We start from the raw sequence: 18,552 nt of genomic DNA, 5'->3' as shown, positions 1-18,552 counted from the left end.
GGGAGGCTCAGATGGCGAAGACCAGGCAGTCGAAGATCGGTCGATTCACCAGCGACGCGACGCGGGAACGCTTCCTGCAGGCGTACGACGTGGCGATGCAGGCCTGGCCGCAGCCCCGGCAGGAGTTCGACGTGCAGACCCGCTTCGGCACCGTCCGCGCCTACCGCCACGGCGCTGGTCAGGGCCAACCCCTCGTGCTGCTGCACGGGGCACAGGGCAACTCCGCCAACTGGTACCGGCACGTCGCCACGCTCGGCGAGCACCACCCCGTCTACGCGCTGGACTCCGTCGACGACCCGGGCCGCAGCGTGCAATCCGTACCGGTGCAGGACAGCGCCGACGACGCCGCCTGGATCGAGGAGACCCTCGCCGGCCTCGGACTCGACGGCGTACACCTGGTCGGCATGTCCTACGGCGGCTACCTGGCCCTGGCGCACGCGGTGCACCAGCCCGCCCGGCTGGCGTCGGTCACCCTGCTCGACCCCGGCGGGCTGCAGAAGGTGCCGGTCAAGTTCTACGCCAACGTGATCGCGGGCGCCCTGGCGACGCTGGCGCCCCGCAACACCCGGGCCTGGTTCGCCGAGCGGCTGGCCAACGCCGCGCTGGTGGAGCCCGCCGATCAACTGGCTCCCGTCATGATCGCCGCCCGGTACTGGCGCTCCGGTCGGGCCGCTGCCGCCCGGCCGTTCACCGACGACGAGCTGCGCTCCATCGGCGTACCTGTGCAGTTGGTGGTGGCCGGACGTAGCTCGCTGCTGCATCCCCGGCAGGCGGTGGCCCGGGCGGAGGCGTTGATACCGTCGGTGCGAGCCGAGATCGTGCCCGGTGCCGGCCACGGTCTGCCACTGGAACGTCCCGAGCTGGTCAACCAGCGCATCCTCGACTTCGTCGCCTCGGTGGGTAGGCTCGCCGGCGAGTGAGGGGAGGTCGCCGGAGATGCGGCTGCACGTCGGCTGTGCCATGTGGACACACAAGGCGTGGCAGGGCCGGCTGCTGGCGCATCCGCTGCCGGCCGAGGAACGCCTGCGGCACTATGCCGGCTGGTGCGACGCCGTCGAGGGCAACACCACCTTCTACGCGACTCCGACACGGGATACGGTGGCCTCCTGGGCACGACAGACCGACGAGAGCTTTCGATTCGTGCCGAAGCTGCCGAAGGTGGTGACGCACGAACGTCGGCTCACCGACGTCACCGAGCCGATGCGGGCCTTCCTGGACGCGATCGAGCCGCTGGGCCCCCGCGCCCACGCGCTCTGGGTGCAACTCCCCCAGTCCTTCGCGCCGACGGACGTACCCACCCTGGCCCGCTTCCTGCACCGGATGCCGAGCAACCACCGGTGTGCCGTCGAGGTGCGCCATCCCGAGTTCTTCACCGACGCCCGTGCGGCGCTCGGGCTGGCGGAAGCCCTCGCGCAGGCCGGTGCCGAGTGGGTGCCGTTCGACACCACCACGTTCTTCGCCAGCCCGCCGACCAGCGACGCCGAGCGGGACGCCTGGGTGAAGAAGCCCCGCACCCCACTGCGTACGGAGGCGCTGACCGACCAGCCGATCGTCCGCTACCTCGGCCGTGACGACCCGGTCCGCACGGTCGACGGATGGCAGCGCTGGGTCGACATCACCGTCGACTGGCTGCGCGAGGGACGTTCACCTACCGTCTTCATCCACACCCCGGACAACGCGCAGGCACCGACGCTCGCCCGCCGCTTCCACGACGAGGTACGCGCCCGCCTGCCCGAACTGGCGCCCCTACCGAGGCCGATCCCGGTCGAGCCCACAACCCTCTTCTGAACGTTCCCTGACCGCCGGTGGCGGCACCGGCAGCGACCGGGCACCCGGCGAACCGTCGCCGGAGAGCCGCCCCGGACCGCCACCGGAGCGGCGGGTCACCCGGTAGGCGCGGGCGAGCTGGCCCGGCCAGCCCAGGAAGCGATCGAACATGTCGACGGCGCTGCCGGTGACGCTGGGGCTGAGCCGGTGCAGATCGTCGATGGCGTCGCACAGGCAGCCGGCCAGGTAGAGGCGCAGGCCGACCGGGTTGCTGGCGTAGTCGGCGAGCAGGGCGAGCTTGGCCTGCGTGCACGGCCATGGTTGACCGCACCGGCGGCACAACCACAGCGGGCGCATCGGTGGATGTTCCGCGGGTTCGGTGGCCGGCAGCGGCGGGGGCGGCTGCTCGACGTGCTCAGCCACGACCGCCCCACCCCCGGAGTTCGTTCCCCGGGGGACGGAACTGACACGTCCACTCCGGGACGCCCACGCGTGACCGACGGCACCTCACACAGTGGGAGACTGCGCGACCGACCCGTGGATAACGGAAATCGGGTCAGGCCCAGGGATCCCGTACGACGAACGAACTGTCGGCCGCGAAGGCCGCGCTGTCGTCGGGAACGTCCAACCAGAACCCTCCGTCGCGGTGGTGCACCACGTGCGACGGGTAGTTGTACGACCGCAGGGTCACCGATGCGCTTGTCGCTCCCGGGCGCGGGCAGAAGGTCGCGTCCTCCCGGAAGATCGTCGAGTTCTCCTGGGGGCTGAGCTGCACCTGCATTCCCCAGTGCCGCAGGTAGCGTCCGTCGGCGGCGAGCAGGGTGACGCAGTTCGGGTCGGCCAGTCCGCGTTGCACGGCAAAGGTGGCTCGCTGCCGGGCCGCTTTCGGGCTGGACCCGTCGACCGCGCCGAGCGTGGCGTACTTGCCGTCGTGGTTGAGGTATCGGCCGGCCTTCCTGGCCGACTCCAGTGACCAGACGCCCACACCGATGGTGCCCGGTGCGATGGCCGGCCGGCTCGACGGCGGCGCGGCCGGCGAGGGCGGTGGCGCGGGTGGGGCTGGTGGTGGTGCGACCGGCGGCGACGGGATCGGGGACCGTCGGGCCAGGGATGGCTGGGCCGGGGAGGTGGTGGGCGACGGCGCGATGCTCACCGCTGCCGACGCCACCGAGGTGGGTGCCGCGATGGCCGGTGGAGTCGGCGTCGCCCCGGACTGCACCACCACCGCCACCGCACCGGCGAGCAGGACCGCACCGGCGGCCAGGCCGGCCATCGGGTGGGCACCGACCACCTGGGTGATCTTGCCGAACAGCAGACCGGGCGTACCACCGGTGGTGCTCGCCGGAGTGGAGGCCGCCACGAGCGTCGGCGTGGCCACGGTGGTCGTGGTCAGCAGGCCCTTGGCGGCGAGCGCGGCGACGAGCCCGGCGGGCACCGCGAGCGGCACGATGCCCAGCAGCAACCGCTCGGTCGGCACCTGGTCCTCGGTGCACGTCGAGCAGGTCGGGCAGGCGCGGGTGTGCCGGGCGATCCGCTTGCGCCACACGGGCGTGGGCGCGCCGTCCCAGCCGTCGACGGCGCTGGTCAGCCCGGCACAGCGCGGCTGCGCGGCCAGTGCCGCCACGATGCCCCGGCTCAGTTCGAGTTGTTCGCGCATCCGTTGCAGGCGTACGCCGACGTGCGCGACCCGGGTGTCACAGGCAGCGGCCACCTCCTGGCGGGTCAACTGGCCGGCGCACTCCTGCCACCACAGGGCCAGCATCGGGCGGTGCGCGGGATCGAGCCAGCGGCTCGCCTCGACGACCTGACGGCGCTGGTCGGTCAGGTGCAGCCGCAGAATCGCCTCGTCCGCGACGTCGCCACCGGCTGCCAGCAGGTCGGCCGGGTCGACGGCGCTGGCCCGGTGTGTGGCGGTGCGGATCCGCTGGCGGTGACTGGCGATCTGCCGTACCGCGATTGCGACCAGCCAGGACCGGAAGCTCTCCGGGGCGCGCAACGCGGGCAGGTCACGGATCACCCGGACCAGGGTCTCCTGCACCACGTCGTCGATGTCGGCGTGACCGTGCAGGGCCCGACCGACGATGTTGTAGAGCAGCGGCAGATGCGCGGCGATCAGCTGCTCACGCGCCGACCTGTCGCCCGACCGCGCCGCGGTGACGAGTTCCACGTCGATCGCAGTGATCGTCATCCAGCACCCGCCCCAATGTGGAGTCTTCCGCCGAGCACGACGTCACACCCTAACCAGAACCGCCCCGATGATCGAGTCATCCTCGGCTTTCATTCAGTGAAAGCTGTGGTCCCGATCACCTGTGGGTCACGGGATGATCCGGCTGGTTCGTCTCAGGAGGAGGGTCCCATGGCGTTCGCACGAAACCAGTGGTACGTGGCGGCCTACGGCAGCGAGGTCGGGCGGGAGTTGCTGGCCCGTACGGTGCTGGGTGAGCCGTTGGTGCTGTACCGCACGGGCGCCGGGGAGGCGGTGGCGCTGGCCGACCGGTGTGTGCACCGGCGCTACCCGTTGTCGGAGAGCCGGCTCGACGGCGACACCATCGTCTGCGGCTACCACGGCTTCACCTACGACCAGACCGGCTCCTGTGTCTTCGTCCCGGGTCAGCAGCGCATTCCGCGTACCGCCCGGGTGGCGGCGTACCCCGTGGTGGAGCAGGACTCGTTCGTCTGGGTGTTCATCGGTGACCGGGACCGGGCCGATCCGACCACCATCCCCCGCGCACCCTGGCTGACCGACCCGCGCTACGCGGTGGTCCGCGGGATGGCGCCGCTGAACGCCCGGTACGGCCTGCTCGTGGACAACCTGATGGACCTGTCCCACGAGACCTACCTGCACGGCGGCTACATCGGCACGCCCGAGGTGGCGAACACCCCGATCACCACGGAGGTGGACGACGAGCGCGGCATCGTCTACGTCAGCCGACACATGGACGACGCCGAGTGCCCGCCCTTCTACGCGCGTTCCACAGGCATCCAGGGCCGGATCACCCGCTGGCAGGACATCGAGTACCACCCGCCGTGCCTGTACCTGCTGCACAGCCGGATCGCCCCGCAGGGCGTCTACCCGCCGGCCCAGGGCGAGGACACCGAGGCGTTCCACGCCGAGATCGTGTACGCCATCACCCCGTCGACGGAGAACACCACGTACGACTTCTGGGCGGTGGCCCGGGACTTCGCCATCGACGACGAGTCGGTGAGTGAGTACCTGCACCAGAGCAACCACACGGTGGTCATGCAGGACGTGACCGCGCTCAACATCCTGGAGCAGGTGATCGCCGCCGAGCCGGAGAAGTACCAGGAGCTGAGCATCAACATCGACACCGGCGGCCTGGCCGCCCGGCGGCTGCTGGCCCGCATGGTCGACGCGGGGAGGGTGGAGGCGACCCGGTGAGCGGGCCGGCCCGCATGCTCACCGGTGACCGGGTCTACCGGATCCACTGGATGCCGGGCACCGACATCCTGCGCGGAGTCTGCCACTGCGGGGCCGAACGGGTCGCCGAGGAACCGGTGGAACTGTGGGAGTGGCTGCTCGCCCACCCGCAGGGCCACCACTCCCCCGTCCCGCCCGCGCCCGAGGTGCCGACCCGGACGGCGGTGCCGGCGTGACCGAGTGGGACCTGGTGGTGACCGCCCGGGAGCAGGTCGCCCGCGACGTCGTCGCGCTCACCCTGGGCCGCCCCGACGGCCGTGACGTTCCGCAGTGGACTCCTGGTGCACACCTGGATCTGCTGCTCGGCCCGGACCTGGTTCGCCAGTACTCGCTCTGCGGCGACCCGGCGGACCGGTCCGGGCTGCGGATCGCGGTGCAGCGCGAGCCGGACGGGCGCGGCGGCTCGCGGCAGGTGCACGACCGGCTGACGCCCGGCGCCACCGTCACGGTGCGCGGTCCCCGGAACAACTTCGCGCTGGTCGCGGCGGCGCGGTACCTCTTCGTCGCCGGGGGCATCGGCATCACCCCGATCAGCCCGATGGTCGCCGCCGCCGACGCCGCCGGTGCCGACTGGCGACTGGTGTACGGCGGACGCAGCCGCGCCACCATGGCCTTCGCCGACGCGCTGCGGGAGAAGTACGGCGACCGGGTGACCCTGTGCCCGCAGGACGAGACCGGCCTGCTCGACCTGCCGGGGCTGCTCGGCCGTCCCGACGCCGGGCTGGTCTACTGCTGTGGTCCGGAGGCGCTGATCGCGGCGGTGGAGCAGCACTGTCTCGGCTGGCCGCCCGGCTGCCTGCACGTCGAGCGGTTCACTCCGGCATCCGTCGTCGACGGTGTCGACACGGCGGTGGAGGTGGAACTCTCCATCTCCGGCCGGACGCTGACGGTGCCGCCCGGCACGCCGATCCTCCAGGCGGTCGAGGAGGCCGGTGTGCAGGTCCTCTCCTCCTGCCGGGAGGGCACCTGCGGCACCTGCGAGACCACCGTGCTGGCCGGGGTGCCGGACCACCGGGACAGTCTGCTCACCGAGGACGAACGGGCCGCCGGGGACACCATGATGATCTGCGTGTCCCGGGCCCGTACGCCCCGGCTCGTGCTGGAGCTGTGACGCGCCCGGCGCAGGCGGGATGATGGCGGGGTGGACGCGCAGCCCGGCCGGTCGGTCACCAGCAAGGTGCTGGCGCTGCTGGACGCGTTCACCCCCGCCACCCCGGCGTTGACCCTGACCGAGCTGGCCCGCCGCGCCGGGCTGCCGCTGCCCACCGCCCACCGCCGCGCGGCGGAACTGGTCGCCTGGGGTGCGCTGGAGCGTGGCGACGACGGGCGGTACCGCATCGGCCTGCGGCTGTGGGAGGTCGGTTCCCTGGCACCCCGGGGTCTGGGGCTGCGCGAGCTGGCGCTGCCGATCATGGAAGACCTCTACGAGGTGACCCACGAGAACGTCCAGCTCGCCGTCCGGCAGGGCCTGGAACTCGTCTTCATCGAGCGGATCGCCGGTCGGCACGCGGTGCCGGTGCTCACCCGGGTCGGGGGGCGGTTCGCGCTGCACGCCACCGGGGTCGGGCTGGTCCTGCTCGCCTACGCGCCGGCCGAGGTCCAGGAGCAGGTGCTGGCCGCACCGCTGGAGCGGTACACCGAGCTGACCATCACCGACCCGAGGCGGTTGCGCCGGTGTCTGGCCGAGGTGCGTCGGGTCGGGTACGCGGTCAGCGACCGCCAGGTCACCATGGACGCGCTCTCGGTCGCCGCGCCCATCCGGGGATCCGACGGTGTGGTGGCCGCCATCTCGCTCGTGGTGGCCCACGACCGCGCGGACCCGTTGGCGCTGGCGCCGCTGGTGCAGGCGGCAGGCCGGGTGCTGTCCCGGGCGCTGGGCACCTCGTACCGCCGGTCACCCGGTCGGGTGCCGTCGCCGACGCGTTCTGAGACGCAGTAATTTATCCGGATGTCCGACCTCCATCACGCGCTGGAGCCGCCCACGGACGGCGCGGCGGCGGTCGGTCGGGCGCGGGCGCAACGGCTGCTTGTGACGTTGCTCGGGGACTACTGGCGTGCCGGGCACGCGCCGCTGCCCTCCGGCGGTCTGGTCGCGGTGCTTACCGAATTCGACATCGCGCCGGCCAACGCCCGCGCGACGCTCAGCCGGCTGACCCAGCGCGGGGTGCTGGAGCGGACCAAGGAGGGCCGCCGGACCAGCTACCGGTTGACCGAGTCGGCGGCGCAGATCCTCCAGCGCGGGGGCCGGCGCATCTTCGCCAGCACCGACGAGAGCAGCTGGGACGGCAGGTGGACCCTTATCGCGTTCACCCTGCCGCTTGACGACGCGAACCAGCGTCGGCTGCTGCGGGCCCGGCTGCGCTGGTTGACCTTCTCGCCGTTGTACGACGGCACCTGGGTCACCCCGCACGACCGCTTCGACGAGGTACGCGAGCAGTTGAGCGAACTCGGCGTCAGTGATGCGGTGGTGTTGCGCGCCACCGACCTGGATCTGCTGCCCGGTGGCCGGGCCCGGCTCGAGGCGGCGTGGCGGATCGACGAGTTGGCTGCCGGTTACCAGTCCTTCCTGGAGCGTTACCGGGATCTGGCCTGGCCGGCCGCCGCGGGCGAGGTGTCACCCGCGCAGGCGCTCGTGCGGCGTACCGAGATGGTCAACGACTGGCGGGCGCTGGTGGGTGAGGACCCGGACCTGCCGGCGATGTTCCTGCCCGCCTCCTTCCCCCGCGCCCAGGCTCGGGCGATGTTCCTGGAGACCTCCGCGGCGTTGGCCCGGCCGGCGCAGCAGCGTTTCGAGGAACTCGTCCAGACTCCCGACCACGCGGCGGACGGCGCGAAGTCGCGTCTGAAGTAGATACATTGCAGATTCGTTGACGCGCGATCAGAATTCGCATTAGGTTCCCCGTGCACATGTGACCAGGAGGTCCAGCCGCCCGTTCCCGGCTGAAAGGGGCCCTGCTATGCACGCACGTCGATCACGGGAGAAATCTCCGCAACGACCCTGGAAACTCGCCCTGACCGCGATCGTCGCCAGCACACTCGTCGGCGGTCCAGCGGTGCCCGCCCTGGCCGCACCGCCGCCCCAGGCGGGCGTCGACCGCACCTTCGACGTGGAGGTCGTCTCCACCCGCGCCGACCTGGTCAGCGGCGGGGACGCCCTGGTCCGCATCGACGTGCCCCGCAACGTTCCACCGCACCAGGTCAGGGTTCACCTCGACGGCCGCAACCTGACCAGCCAGTTCCGCCCGATCGGCGACGGCCGTACGCTGCTCGGCCTCGTCGACGACCTGGCGCTCGGCGACAACACCCTTCAGATCCGGTCCAACGGCAACGGGCAGGGCCGCCCGACGGCCGACGTGACGCTCGTCAACCACCCCGCGCAGGGCCCGGTCTTCTCCGGCCCGCACATCCCGCTGTTCTGCACCGCCTCCGGCAGCCCCTGGAACCTCGGGCCGGTCGACGAGAACTGCCACGTGGCGACGCCACGCGTGACGTATCAGTACCGCACCACCGCCGGCAGCTTCACCGCCCTGCCCGACGGTCCGCTGCCCGGCAACGTGGCCACGACCACCACCATCGACGGCCGCACCGTGCCGTACGTCGTGCGCATCGAGCGGGGCACCATCAACCGGGCGGTCTACGAGATCGCGCTGCTGCACCAGCCGGGCACCGCCCTGCCCGACCCGTGGACGGCCACCGACGGCTGGAACGAACGGCTGGTCTACACCTTCGGCGGCGCCTGCGGCATCGGCTACACCCAGGCCACCAGCACCGGCGGAGTCCTGGACCACGGGCTGCTCAGCCGGGGCTACGCGGTGGCCAGTTCCACGTTCAACGTGTTCGCCAACAACTGCAACGACGTGACCTCCGCCGAGACCGCGATGATGGTCAAGGAGCACTTCGTCGAGACGTACGGGGTGCCCGCCTTCACCATGGGTTGGGGCGGCTCGGCCGGCACCATGCAGCAGTTGCTGATCTCCAACGCGTACCCCGGCATCATCGACGGCGTGATCGGCCAGATCGGCTACCCGGACGAGCGTTCCACGACCGTCAGCGGTCACGAGTGCCGCTTCATCAGCCAGGCCGCCTCCGCCGCCGGCCTGTCCACCGCGCAGCACACCGCGGTGACCGGCTTCGCCAGCCCGAACACCTGCTTCGGCTACCAGTTCTTCGACGGTGTCGACTGGCCGGCCAACTGCCCGGCCCACGTCCCGGCGGCGCAGCGGTACCACCCGGTCACCAACCCGACCGGCCTGCGGTGCGCGATGGCCGACTTCATCTCCAACGTGTACGGCGTCGACCCGGCCACCGGCTTCGGTCGCCCGATCATCCCGGACACCGTCGGCGTGCAGTACGGCCTGGAGACCCTCCAGGCGGGCACGATCACCCCGGAGCAGTTCGTCCGGCTCAACGAGGGCATCGGCGGCCTCGACGTGCAGGGCAACCGCACCCCGCAGCGCACCTCGGCGGACGTCGACGCGCTCAAGGTGGCGTACGAGACGGGCCGGATCAACCAGTTCGACGGCGGCCTGCGCTGGACGCCGATCATCGAGACCCGGGGCTACACCGACCCGTCCGGCGACTTCCACGACCGGTTCCGGTCCTGGACGATGCGGGAGCGGATCGTCGCGGCCAACGGCAACGCCGACAACCACATCAGCATCACCGCCGCACCGGGCGCTGCCGCCGACACCGCCTCTACCCTCGCGCTGGAGGGCATGGAGACCTGGCTGACCGCCCGGACGACGCTGGCGGCGGCACAACCGGAGCTGGACGACGTGACGCTGACCCGGTTGTCCCGGCCCGAGGGCCTGGCCGACGGCTGCATCGCGGCCAACGGTGACCGGATCACCGAGGCGTTGACCCTGGACCCGGCGGCCCAGTGCAACCAGCTGTTCCCGTTCCACCGCAACCCGCGTGTGGTCGCCGGTGGGCCGACCACCTCCGCCGTGCTCAAGTGCCAGCTCACGCCCCTGAGCCGGGAGTCGTACGGGGTGAGCTTCACCGACGAGCAGTGGCAGCGCCTGCAGACGGTCTTCCCCGGCGGTGTCTGTGACTGGTCGAAGCCCGGCGTCGGTCAGGTGCCGCTGGCCGACACCTGGATCCGCTGGTCACCCGAGCCCCAGGTGCGACCGGTGCTGCCGGTGACGGTGACCGTGCAGGCGCGGTGCATCGCCGGCCGGGCGTACGTGGCGGTGCAGGCGCGCAACGACCACGACGCGCCGGTGGACGTCGCGCTGGAGACCGCGCACGGCGAGCGGTCGTTCGCGGACGTGGCACCGGGCGGCAACGCCTTCCAGCAGTTCGCCACGCGGGTGGCGGCCCTGCCGACCGGCACGGCGACGGTACGTGTCACCGGGTCGCTCGACGGCGAGGCGGTGACGACCGCGGTGATCCGCGGACACGCGGCCGTCGACTGCGCCGCGTAGCGGTCGCACGGTTGCAGACCGGGACCGGGCGGTGCCATCGCAGGTGCCGCCCGGTCACGGCGTCAGTCGGGGAAGGCCAGCAGCCGCAGCAGTTGGGCCAGCCGCTCATGGTCCTGCGGCGTGACGGCGGCCAGCAGACCCAGTTCCACGGCCCGCGCGGACTCCTGTGCCTGGGCGAACAGGGCCCGACCGGCGTCGGTGGCGACGAGGACGTTGGCGCGGCGGTCGGCGGGGTCGGTCTGCCGCTCGACGAGCTGGCGTTTCTCCAGCCCGTCGACAAGCGCCACGACCTGACTCGGATCCAGCCGCAGGAACTCGGCGAGCTCCCGCTGGGTGGGACGGACGTCGTCGGCGGCGAGCGCGAGCACCGAGTAGGAGCGGGCCTTGAGCCCGTGTTCGGCCAACGCCGCGTTGGCTGCGGCGAGGGTGAGGGCGTTGGCGCGGGCCAGCAGAAAGCTCAGGTCCCCGGCGAGCACGCTGTCCCGCAGCCGGTCGCGTCCGGTCGGCCGGGTCTTTCCGATAGGGGACATGACGACGATGGTAGCAAGCTTCACAAATAATTGACTTTTTCAACGATTCGTGCTCAGATCGGCGTGGACGCAAAGGAGCACCTCTATGTCACCACTTGACGGCAAAGTCGCGATCGTCACCGGATCCGGTCGGGGTCTCGGCCTCGCCTACGCCAAGGAGCTGGCCCGCCGGGGGGCGTCCGTCGTGGTCAACGACGTCGACGCCGACGTCACGGCCGACGCGGTCGCGGCGATCCAGGCCTCCGGTGGGCGGGCCGTCGCGGTGACCGCACCGGTCGGCCCCACCGAGACGGCGAAGCAACTGGTCACCGCCGCGGTCGAGGAGTTCGGGCGACTCGACATCCTGGTCACCAACGCGGGCGTGCTGCGCGACACGGTGCTGTGGAAGATGAGCGACGACGACTTCGACACGGTGATCAACGTGCACCTGCGCGGCACCTTCACCACCGTGCGCGAGGCGGTGCTGCACATGCGGCAGGCCGGCGAGGGTGGCCGGATCATCTGCATCGGCTCGCCCACCGGGCAGCGGGGCACCTTCGGCCAGACCAACTACGCGGCCGCCAAGGCGGGCATCGTGGGCATGGTCCGCACCTGGGCGCTGGAGCTCAAGCGGGCCGGCATCACCGCAAACACCGTCGTACCGGTGGCGGCGACCGCGATGACCGCGACCGTGCCCTACTTCGCCGCCGCCGTGCAGGCCGAGGCGAACGGCGAGCCGATGCCCGCGTTCTTCCGCCACGACCTCGGCTTCGGCACCTCCGACGACGTGGCCGGGCTGATCGCCTTCCTCGGCTCCGACGCGGCGGCCGGGGTGACCGGCCAGGTGATCGGCGTCGGCGGCGACCGCCTGCAGATCTGGACCCACCCGGAGGCGGCGCTGACCGCCTACCACGAGGGCGGCTGGAGCTACGAGGCGCTGGTGCAGGCCTGGCCGACCGAGTTCGCCACCGCCCTGCAGAGCGTCGGCGAACGCTTCCCCGAGCTGCCCGAGGAGTTCAAGCCCGCGGCCTCCTGATCCGCCCGACGCCACCCCGCCCGACGAAGGTGCCCCTCATGTACCAGCCCGCGATCGACCTCGACGCCGTCACGGCGATCGACATGCACGTCCACATCGAGGTCGACGACCACGGTCACGCCTCGCTGCCCGAGCCACTCGTGGCGGCGGTGTCGAAGTACTTCCGCACCGACGGGCCGCGCCCCGCCGTCGACGCGGTGGCGCAGTACTACCGCGAGCGCAACATGGCCGCCGTCGTCTTCACCGTCGACGCCCGTACGCAGCTCAAGCATCCGCCGTTGTCCAGCGCCGACATCGCCCGCGCCGCGGCCGAGCACGCCGACGTGCTGATCCCCTTCGGCTCGGTCGACCCGCGCACCGGCGAAGCGGCCCTCGAACTCGCCGCCCGGCTGATCGATGACGAGGGCGTACGCGGATTCAAGTTCCACCCCACCGTGCAGGGTTTCGACCCGAGCCACGAGAAGTACGCACCACTGTGGGCGCTGATCGAACGCGCGGGCCTGCCCGCCATCTTCCACACCGGACAGACCGGCATCGGCGCGGGCACCCCGGGCGGCTACGGTCTGCGGCTGGGGCTGTCCAACCCGATGCTGCTCGACCCGATCGCCGCCGACTTCCCGGACCTGCAGATCATCATGGCCCACCCGTCGGTGCCGTGGCAGGACGAAGCGCTGTCGGTGGCCACCCACAAGCACAACACCTGGATCGACCTGTCCGGTTGGAGCCCGAAGTACTTCCCGGCCGAGTTGGTGCGCTACGCCAACTCGATGCTCAAGCACCGGGTGCTCTTCGGCACCGACTTTCCACTGATCACCCCCGACCGCTGGCTGCGCGATGTGGCGGCCACCGACCTCAAGCCCGACGTGCTTCCGGGCATCCTCAAGGACAACGCGGCCCGCCTGCTGCGCCTTGCCCGGTGACGACGAGAGGAACCGCCATGACGACCACCATCGCCTACGACCAGCTCGCCGACCTCGCCGGCACCGACCTCGGTTACACCGAGTACCGGACGGTCACCCAGGACCAGGTGAACCTCTTCGCCGACGCCACCGACGACCACCAGTGGATCCACGTCGACCCGGAGCGGGCGAAGACCGGCCCGTTCGGCGCGCCGATCGCGCACGGCTTCCTCACCCTCTCGCTGGCCGTTCCCTTCTGGACCGAGCTGCTGGAGGTCAAGGGGGTGACCACGAAGGTGAACTACGGCCTGGACAAGGTCCGCTTCCCGGCGCCGGTCACTGTCGGTTCCCGGGTGCGCATGCGGGCCACCATCGCCGAGGTCACCGAGGTCCGGGGTGGCTACCAGATCGCCGTCGACCAGACCATCGAGATCGAAGGCGGCACCAAGCCGGCGGTCGTCGCCCGTGGGCTGTACCGCTTCTACGCCTGAGCCGGCGCTGACAGGGTTCACGCCCGAGCGGGGGGTCAGCCGGGCCGGGTGAGCACACCACCTCCACCACCAGGAGACTGATGATGCACCAGCACGGAATCGGCGTCTGGATGGCCAAGCGTCGACTCAAGTCCCCCGACAAGGTCGCCCTCGTCCACGGCGAGGGCTCGACGTTGACGTACGCCCAGCTTGCCGACGCCACCGACCGGGTCGCCGCCGTGCTGCGCGACCGGGGCGTCGGCAAGGGCGACGCGGTCGCGTACCTGGGTGAGAACAGTCCCGAGTTCCTCCAGGTGATGTTCGGCGCGGCGCAGTTGGGGGCCGTCTTCGTCCCGGTCAACACCCGGCTCGCGGCACCGGAGATCGCCCACGTCCTGGACGACTCCGGTGCCCGGGTGCTCATCCACGACCCCGAGTTCGCGTCCCGGGTGGCCGCAGCCGTGCCGGCCGCGCGGACGCCGCACGTCGTGATCACCGGTGACGGCGACGCGGACCGGCCGGGGCTGGCGCGACTGGCCCGCACCGCTGCCACCGATCCCGCCGGCCCTGTCGCCACCGACCACGGGGACCCGGCGGCGATCGTCTACACCTCCGGCACCACCGGCCGCGCCAAGGGCGCGGTGCTGACCCACGGCAACCTGACGTGGGTCGCCATCAACTGCGTGGTCGACTACGACGTCGTCTCGACCGACGTGGCACTGATGATCTCGCCGCTGTTCCACGTCGCCTCGCTGGGCATGGGGGCCCTTCCGGTCATCCTCAAGGGCGCCACGATGGTGCTGGAGAAGGGCTTCGAGCCGGGGCGCGCGCTGGCCCAGATCGAACGGCACGGCGTCACCATGCTCAGCGGGGTACCGACCACGTACCAGCTGATGGCCGACCATCCCGACTGGGCCTCGACCGACCTGTCCACGCTGGCGAAGCTGACCTGCGGGGGTTCGGCGGTGCCGCCGCGCATCCTCAACGCGTACGAGGCGCGGGGGTTGTCGTTCTCCCAGGGGTACGGGATGACCGAGGCGTCACCGGGCGCCACCTCGCTGCCGCCGGACATGACCCGCGCCAAGCAGGGCAGCGTCGGGTTGCCGCACTTCTTCACCGAGGTACGGATCACCGACGTGAGCGGCGAGCCGGCACCCACCGGCAGCGTCGGTGAGATCGAGATCGCCGGGCCGAACGTCTTCCCCGGCTACCACGGGCTGCCCGAGTCGACCGCCGACGCGTTCACCCCGGACGGGTGGTTCCGCTCGGGCGACCTCGGCTACCTGGATTCCGACGGCTACCTGCACATCTCCGGCCGCCTGAAAGACATGATCATCTCCGGCGGGGAGAACATCTACCCCGCCGAGATCGAGCAACTGCTCGGCGAGTTGGAGGGGGTCACTGCGGCGGCGGTCATCGGCGTGCCCGACGAACGGTGGGGCGAGGTGCCGTGGGCGATCGTGACGGTACGCGACGGCGCGGCGGTGGACGTCGAGGCCGTACGGGCCTACCTCGACGGTCGGCTCGCGCGCTACAAGCTGCCGAAGAACGTCATCATCGTGGACGAGTTGCCGCGGACGGCGTCGGGGAAGGTGCGGAAGGCGGACCTGCGCGCCCGTTTCGGCGTCTGACCGAGGTGCGGGCGGCGACGAGTTCGGCGAACTCCGCGGCGGACGCCTCGGCCAGCTTCTCGTGCATCCGGCGGTAGGTCTCCGCCGACCGGGTGGCCGGCCACTGCTCGTCCATGAACTCGGCCGGCAGCCGGGGATCGGCGCGCAGCAACGCCAGCCAGTCCGCCACAAGCATCGTGCGTACGGTCAGCGCGCTCGGTGCCAGCGCCACGGCGGCGGGGTCGTCCCACACCTCGATGAAGGCGAGGTGTTCGCGCCGGATCGCCTCGATGTCCCAGGCGGCTCGCACACTCTCCCCGATCGGGAAGCCGTCCAACTCCCGGGCGTGGAACGCCATGACGGTGTGCGGTGGCAGGTCCTGCCGTAACGGCTCCAACGACCCGGCGAGGTCGACCTCACCGGGCGCGAGCCACAGGCCGTCCCGGATCGGCGCGAACCCCTCCCAGGTCAGGGTCGAGCGCAGCCGGTGCCGCAGCATCCGCTGCCCCTCGGGGATGGAGAAGGTGACAAGGGTCCACCCGTTGCCCTGCGGGTCGAACGGCCGAGGGCCACGGACCCGGTCCGTCGCCTCGCGCAGCACCGCCGCCCCGTGCTCGGTCAGCGAGAACAGCGTCTCCCGACCGTTCCTGGTGCGGGCGAGGATGCCGCTGCCGACCAGGCGGTCGAGCGTCGCGCGGGTGGCCGGCGCGGCGACGCCGGCCGGCTCCAGCACACTGATCAGGGCACTGGCCCGGATCGGCCCGGTGGCGGCGTCGACCACATGCTCACCGAAGAAGGCGAGCAGCAGTTGCTTCGGCTGACGGCTACGCACAGCCCTCCCTTTCGGCGAATCCGTCGTGGCGACCGCAGCGGTCACCGCGCCGGTTGCGCGTCGACAGTCTTGCCACGCTTGGCCCGCTGGATCTGGTCGTAGACGTGGGTCCGCAGCTCGGTGAACCGGGGCAGGGCGCGGGTGGTGATCTGATCACGCGTAGGCGGCAGATCGATCGCGAGGTCCTCTTGTACCCAGGTCGGCGACTTGGACAATACTAGAACCCGTTCTCCCAGGTAAACCGACTCGTCGATGTCGTGGGTGACGAAGAGGATCGACATGTTGCGGCTGGTGTGCAGCTCGCGGACGAGGTCCTCCAGGTCCGCCCGGGTCTGCGCGTCGACCGCCGCGAACGGCTCATCCATGATCATGACTTCGGGTTGGTACGCGATGGCCCGTGCGATCGCCACCCGTTGCTGCATGCCCCCGGAGAGCTGCCACGGATGGCTGCGGGCGGCGTGGTCCAGCCCCACCGCGACAAGCGCGTCGGTGACCAACTTCTCCCGCTGGGCGCGGCTGAACTTTTTGTGCCGCAGCGGCAGCTCGACGTTCCCGCGTACGGTCAGCCACGGGTAGAGGCTGCGGCCGTACTCCTGGAACACCACAGCCATGGCCGGGCTCGGCCCGGTCACCGGCGCACCGTCCATCTCGACCACACCACTTGTCGGGCGCAGCAGACCGGCCAGGCACTTCAGCAGCGTGGTCTTGCCACAACCGGACGGCCCGACGATGCAGACCAGCTCACCGGCGTTCATCGTGAAGCTGATGTCCCCGATCGCCTCGACGTTGCCGGTGGCCGATTCGTAGACCTTGCGCAGATGCTCCACCCGCAGCAGGGTGCTCCGGTCAGGCACGGTTGACCTCCCTGAGTCCGTGATACCAGCGCAGCACGCGCCGCTCGACGATTCCGAAGACGACGGCGAGGAAGACGCCGACGAGACCGAGCAGGAGGATTCCGCTCCACATCTCGGCGATGAGGTAGTTGCGCTGGAAGTAGGCGATGCGGTAGCCGAGCCCGGCGGACGAGGCGAACATCTCCGAGATCACCATCAGGATGAGCGCGACCGACAGGCCCTGCCGGACCCCGGCCATGATGCGCGGGCTGGCCGCCGGCAGCACCAGGAACCAGAGCCGCTCCCACCAGGTGACCTGGAACGATTCGGCGGTCTCGGTCATCACGCTGTCGGTGGCCCGTACGCCCTCGATGGTGTTCAGCAGGATCGGCCAGACCGCGCCGGAGACGATGACCACGACCTTCATGGTGTCGGTGATGCCGAGCAGCAGCATCACCACCGGGATCAGCACCGGCGGTGGGATGGCCCGGAAGAACTCCAGCAGCGGTTCGAGCAGTTCGCGCAGCCACTGCACCAGGCCGATGATGGTGCCGGCGGCGATGCCGACCACGATCGAGGCGGTGATGCCGAGGCCGAGGCGGTACAGGCTGGGCAGCACGTCCTCGACGAACGCCGGCCCGACCCAGGTGTCCACGAAGGCTTCGAAGATGGTCAGCGGATCGGGGAAGAACCGGTTCGTCGACCTCGTCGCGAGCAGTCCCCACACCACCAGCAGCAGCATCGGCAGCCCGAGCGAGTAGCCGAGACTCGACGCGATCCGGGAGCCGACCCCGGGCCGACGCGCGACGTCGGGCCCGGCCGTGCGCTCGGCGACGGCGATCCGGTCAGGGTGCTTGGTCACAGGGCCTGCTCCCCTCGGATCGACTCGTGCCAGGACAACGTGCGCCGCTCGACGAACCGGAAGACCAGGTTGACCGCGAGCCCGAGCAGGCCGGTGACCACCACGAAGGCGTACAGGCCGACGGAGTCCCCGGCGGAGCGGGACAGTTCGATCATCCGCCCGAGGCCGGGGTTGCCGATCACCATCTCCGCGGTGATGGCCAGGATGAGCGCGACCGCCGCGGCGAGCCGCACCCCGGTCATCAGGTACGGCAGGGCCGTCGGCAGCACCAGGTGGGTCAACTGTTCGCGACGGGTCAGACCGAAGCTGCGGGCGGTGTCCCGGGCGACCGCGTCGACGTCGGCAACCCCGTAGATCACCTGCACGAACACCTGCCAGAACGACGCGTAGATGATGATGACGAGGGCGGCCTGCATCTGGATGCCGAACATCAGCACGGCCAACGGGATCAACGCCACCGACGGGATCGGCCGCAGGAACTCGATCATCGTGTGCGTGGCGCGCCGGAGGAACGGCACCAGACCGACGACCGTGCCGAGGACCACGGCGGCGAGCGTGGCCACCGTCAGTCCGATCGCCCACGACTTCATGGTGGACCCCAGCCGCCGCCAGAACGCGAGGTCGACGGATTCCTCGGCCAGCCGCGCGAACACGTCCGTCACGTACGGCAGGTACTGCGAGTTGATCAGGCCCAGCGTCGGGATCAGCTGCCAGACGACGAGGAATCCGGCCAGGCCGGTGAGGCCCAGCAGCGCCTTGCGCAACCCACGCAGGCGTCGGGTGGATGGGACAGCCATGTCACTCCCGTGAACAAGCGGCGGCGACGCCCTCCCCGGTCTCGGGCACCGGGGAGGGCGGGCAATCGCGGG

The 18,552-nt window shown here is 71.0% G+C and carries 18 protein-coding genes and 1 pseudogene; 12 read left to right on the top strand and 7 right to left on the bottom strand.

From position 1 onward, the window contains the following. Positions 1 to 11: 11 nt before the first annotated feature. Both Vgi01_RS11545 and Vgi01_RS11540 read left to right on the top strand, forming a co-directional pair. Complete coding sequence (locus Vgi01_RS11545; RefSeq protein WP_204291002.1) at positions 12 to 920, top strand: alpha/beta fold hydrolase; 909 nt, start codon at positions 12 to 14, stop codon at positions 918 to 920. Positions 921 to 960: 40 nt separating this feature from the next. Next, a complete protein-coding gene (locus Vgi01_RS11540; RefSeq protein ID WP_204291109.1) occupies positions 961 to 1,788 on the top strand; it encodes a DUF72 domain-containing protein in 828 nt (275 codons plus the stop codon). A gap of 93 nt (positions 1,789 to 1,881) precedes the next feature. Here the strand turns inward: Vgi01_RS11540 and Vgi01_RS11535 are convergent. Both Vgi01_RS11535 and Vgi01_RS31125 read right to left on the bottom strand, forming a co-directional pair. After that, positions 1,882 to 2,124, bottom strand: a pseudogene (locus Vgi01_RS11535) (hypothetical protein); the annotation flags it as partial. A 199-nt stretch (positions 2,125 to 2,323) separates the two neighbouring features. After that, positions 2,324 to 3,955, bottom strand: coding sequence for a sigma-70 family RNA polymerase sigma factor (locus Vgi01_RS31125; RefSeq protein WP_275409906.1), 1,632 nt, complete (start codon positions 3,953 to 3,955; stop codon positions 2,324 to 2,326). A 168-nt stretch (positions 3,956 to 4,123) separates the two neighbouring features. Between Vgi01_RS31125 and Vgi01_RS11525 the strand changes: the two genes are divergently transcribed. The 6 genes from Vgi01_RS11525 to Vgi01_RS11500 all read left to right on the top strand — a co-directional run bounded on the left by Vgi01_RS11525 (position 4,124) and on the right by Vgi01_RS11500 (position 10,632). Then, the gene (locus Vgi01_RS11525; protein WP_102656905.1) at positions 4,124 to 5,167 is read left to right on the top strand and encodes an aromatic ring-hydroxylating dioxygenase subunit alpha; all 1,044 of its coding nucleotides are present in this window, start codon (positions 4,124 to 4,126) and stop codon (positions 5,165 to 5,167) included. Next, complete coding sequence (locus Vgi01_RS11520) at positions 5,164 to 5,382, top strand: hypothetical protein (protein ID WP_199180106.1); 219 nt, start codon at positions 5,164 to 5,166, stop codon at positions 5,380 to 5,382. The genes Vgi01_RS11525 and Vgi01_RS11520 overlap by 4 nt, the downstream gene beginning before the upstream one ends. Beyond that, positions 5,379 to 6,317: a PDR/VanB family oxidoreductase gene (locus tag Vgi01_RS11515; protein WP_204291001.1), complete on the top strand. Its 939-nt coding sequence runs from the start codon at positions 5,379 to 5,381 to the stop codon at positions 6,315 to 6,317. The genes Vgi01_RS11520 and Vgi01_RS11515 overlap by 4 nt, the downstream gene beginning before the upstream one ends. Positions 6,318 to 6,347: 30 nt before the next feature. Further along, on the top strand, positions 6,348 to 7,145 hold the full coding sequence (locus Vgi01_RS11510) for an IclR family transcriptional regulator (protein WP_204291000.1): 798 nt from the start codon (positions 6,348 to 6,350) through the stop codon (positions 7,143 to 7,145). Positions 7,146 to 7,154: 9 nt separating this feature from the next. Next, a complete protein-coding gene (locus Vgi01_RS11505) occupies positions 7,155 to 8,057 on the top strand; it encodes a PaaX family transcriptional regulator (RefSeq protein WP_204290999.1) in 903 nt (300 codons plus the stop codon). 106 nt (positions 8,058 to 8,163) lie between these two features. Further along, positions 8,164 to 10,632: a DUF6351 family protein gene (locus Vgi01_RS11500; RefSeq protein ID WP_204290998.1), complete on the top strand. Its 2,469-nt coding sequence runs from the start codon at positions 8,164 to 8,166 to the stop codon at positions 10,630 to 10,632. A gap of 62 nt (positions 10,633 to 10,694) precedes the next feature. On the opposite strand, the gene Vgi01_RS11495 is transcribed toward Vgi01_RS11500, so the two are convergent. Further along, on the bottom strand, positions 10,695 to 11,162 hold the full coding sequence (locus Vgi01_RS11495) for a MarR family winged helix-turn-helix transcriptional regulator (protein ID WP_013731954.1): 468 nt from the start codon (positions 11,160 to 11,162) through the stop codon (positions 10,695 to 10,697). Between the two features lie 85 nt (positions 11,163 to 11,247). Between Vgi01_RS11495 and Vgi01_RS11490 the strand changes: the two genes are divergently transcribed. From Vgi01_RS11490 to Vgi01_RS11475, 4 genes are all read left to right on the top strand, one after another. Then, a complete protein-coding gene (locus Vgi01_RS11490; protein ID WP_102656901.1) occupies positions 11,248 to 12,177 on the top strand; it encodes an SDR family oxidoreductase in 930 nt (309 codons plus the stop codon). A 38-nt stretch (positions 12,178 to 12,215) separates the two neighbouring features. Further along, positions 12,216 to 13,097 (top strand): amidohydrolase family protein, encoded by an 882-nt coding sequence (locus Vgi01_RS11485; protein WP_204290997.1) that lies wholly within the window; start codon positions 12,216 to 12,218, stop codon positions 13,095 to 13,097. 17 nt (positions 13,098 to 13,114) lie between these two features. Further along, on the top strand, positions 13,115 to 13,567 hold the full coding sequence (locus tag Vgi01_RS11480) for a MaoC family dehydratase (RefSeq protein WP_013731951.1): 453 nt from the start codon (positions 13,115 to 13,117) through the stop codon (positions 13,565 to 13,567). A gap of 83 nt (positions 13,568 to 13,650) precedes the next feature. After that, complete coding sequence (locus tag Vgi01_RS11475; RefSeq protein WP_239088902.1) at positions 13,651 to 15,177, top strand: acyl-CoA synthetase; 1,527 nt, start codon at positions 13,651 to 13,653, stop codon at positions 15,175 to 15,177. On the opposite strand, the gene Vgi01_RS11470 is transcribed toward Vgi01_RS11475, so the two are convergent. Genes Vgi01_RS11470 through Vgi01_RS11455 form a run of 4 tightly spaced genes read right to left on the bottom strand, consistent with a single transcriptional unit; the run spans position 15,101 to position 18,480 of the window. Next, positions 15,101 to 15,988 carry a PaaX family transcriptional regulator gene (locus tag Vgi01_RS11470; protein WP_013731949.1) on the bottom strand — a complete coding sequence of 296 codons (888 nt, stop codon included), beginning with the start codon at positions 15,986 to 15,988 and terminating at the stop codon, positions 15,101 to 15,103. The genes Vgi01_RS11475 and Vgi01_RS11470 overlap by 77 nt on opposite strands. Before the next feature lie 41 nt (positions 15,989 to 16,029). Then, complete coding sequence (locus Vgi01_RS11465) at positions 16,030 to 16,842, bottom strand: ABC transporter ATP-binding protein (RefSeq protein ID WP_204290994.1); 813 nt, start codon at positions 16,840 to 16,842, stop codon at positions 16,030 to 16,032. Further along, positions 16,835 to 17,683, bottom strand: coding sequence for an ABC transporter permease (locus tag Vgi01_RS11460; protein ID WP_204290993.1), 849 nt, complete (start codon positions 17,681 to 17,683; stop codon positions 16,835 to 16,837). Before Vgi01_RS11460 ends, Vgi01_RS11465 begins: the two co-directional genes overlap by 8 nt. Next, entirely contained in the window at positions 17,680 to 18,480 is an 801-nt protein-coding gene (locus Vgi01_RS11455; RefSeq protein WP_102656897.1) for an ABC transporter permease, read from the bottom strand. The genes Vgi01_RS11460 and Vgi01_RS11455 overlap by 4 nt, the downstream gene beginning before the upstream one ends. Positions 18,481 to 18,552: the final 72 nt, after the last annotated feature.

Source organism: Micromonospora gifhornensis (assembly GCF_016863515.1).
Lineage (GTDB): Bacteria > Actinomycetota > Actinomycetes > Mycobacteriales > Micromonosporaceae > Micromonospora > Micromonospora gifhornensis.
This window is presented reverse-complemented; position numbering and strand designations above follow the sequence as displayed.

Excerpts from the sequence above, each read along its gene's own strand:
- Vgi01_RS11545 (WP_204291002.1), top strand. The coding sequence starts at position 12 with ATGGCGAAGACCAGGCAGTCGAAGATCGGTCGATTCACCAGCGACGCG.
- Vgi01_RS11540 (WP_204291109.1), top strand. The coding sequence starts at position 961 with ATGTGGACACACAAGGCGTGGCAGGGCCGGCTGCTGGCGCATCCGCTG.
- Vgi01_RS31125 (WP_275409906.1), bottom strand. The coding sequence starts at position 3,955 with ATGACGATCACTGCGATCGACGTGGAACTCGTCACCGCGGCGCGGTCG.
- Vgi01_RS11525 (WP_102656905.1), top strand. The coding sequence starts at position 4,124 with ATGGCGTTCGCACGAAACCAGTGGTACGTGGCGGCCTACGGCAGCGAG.
- Vgi01_RS11505 (WP_204290999.1), top strand. The coding sequence starts at position 7,155 with ATGTCCGACCTCCATCACGCGCTGGAGCCGCCCACGGACGGCGCGGCG.
- Vgi01_RS11500 (WP_204290998.1), top strand. The coding sequence starts at position 8,164 with ATGCACGCACGTCGATCACGGGAGAAATCTCCGCAACGACCCTGGAAA.
- Vgi01_RS11495 (WP_013731954.1), bottom strand. The coding sequence starts at position 11,162 with ATGTCCCCTATCGGAAAGACCCGGCCGACCGGACGCGACCGGCTGCGG.
- Vgi01_RS11490 (WP_102656901.1), top strand. The coding sequence starts at position 11,248 with ATGTCACCACTTGACGGCAAAGTCGCGATCGTCACCGGATCCGGTCGG.
- Vgi01_RS11485 (WP_204290997.1), top strand. The coding sequence starts at position 12,216 with ATGTACCAGCCCGCGATCGACCTCGACGCCGTCACGGCGATCGACATG.
- Vgi01_RS11480 (WP_013731951.1), top strand. The coding sequence starts at position 13,115 with ATGACGACCACCATCGCCTACGACCAGCTCGCCGACCTCGCCGGCACC.
- Vgi01_RS11475 (WP_239088902.1), top strand. The coding sequence starts at position 13,651 with ATGCACCAGCACGGAATCGGCGTCTGGATGGCCAAGCGTCGACTCAAG.
- Vgi01_RS11455 (WP_102656897.1), bottom strand. The coding sequence starts at position 18,480 with ATGGCTGTCCCATCCACCCGACGCCTGCGTGGGTTGCGCAAGGCGCTG.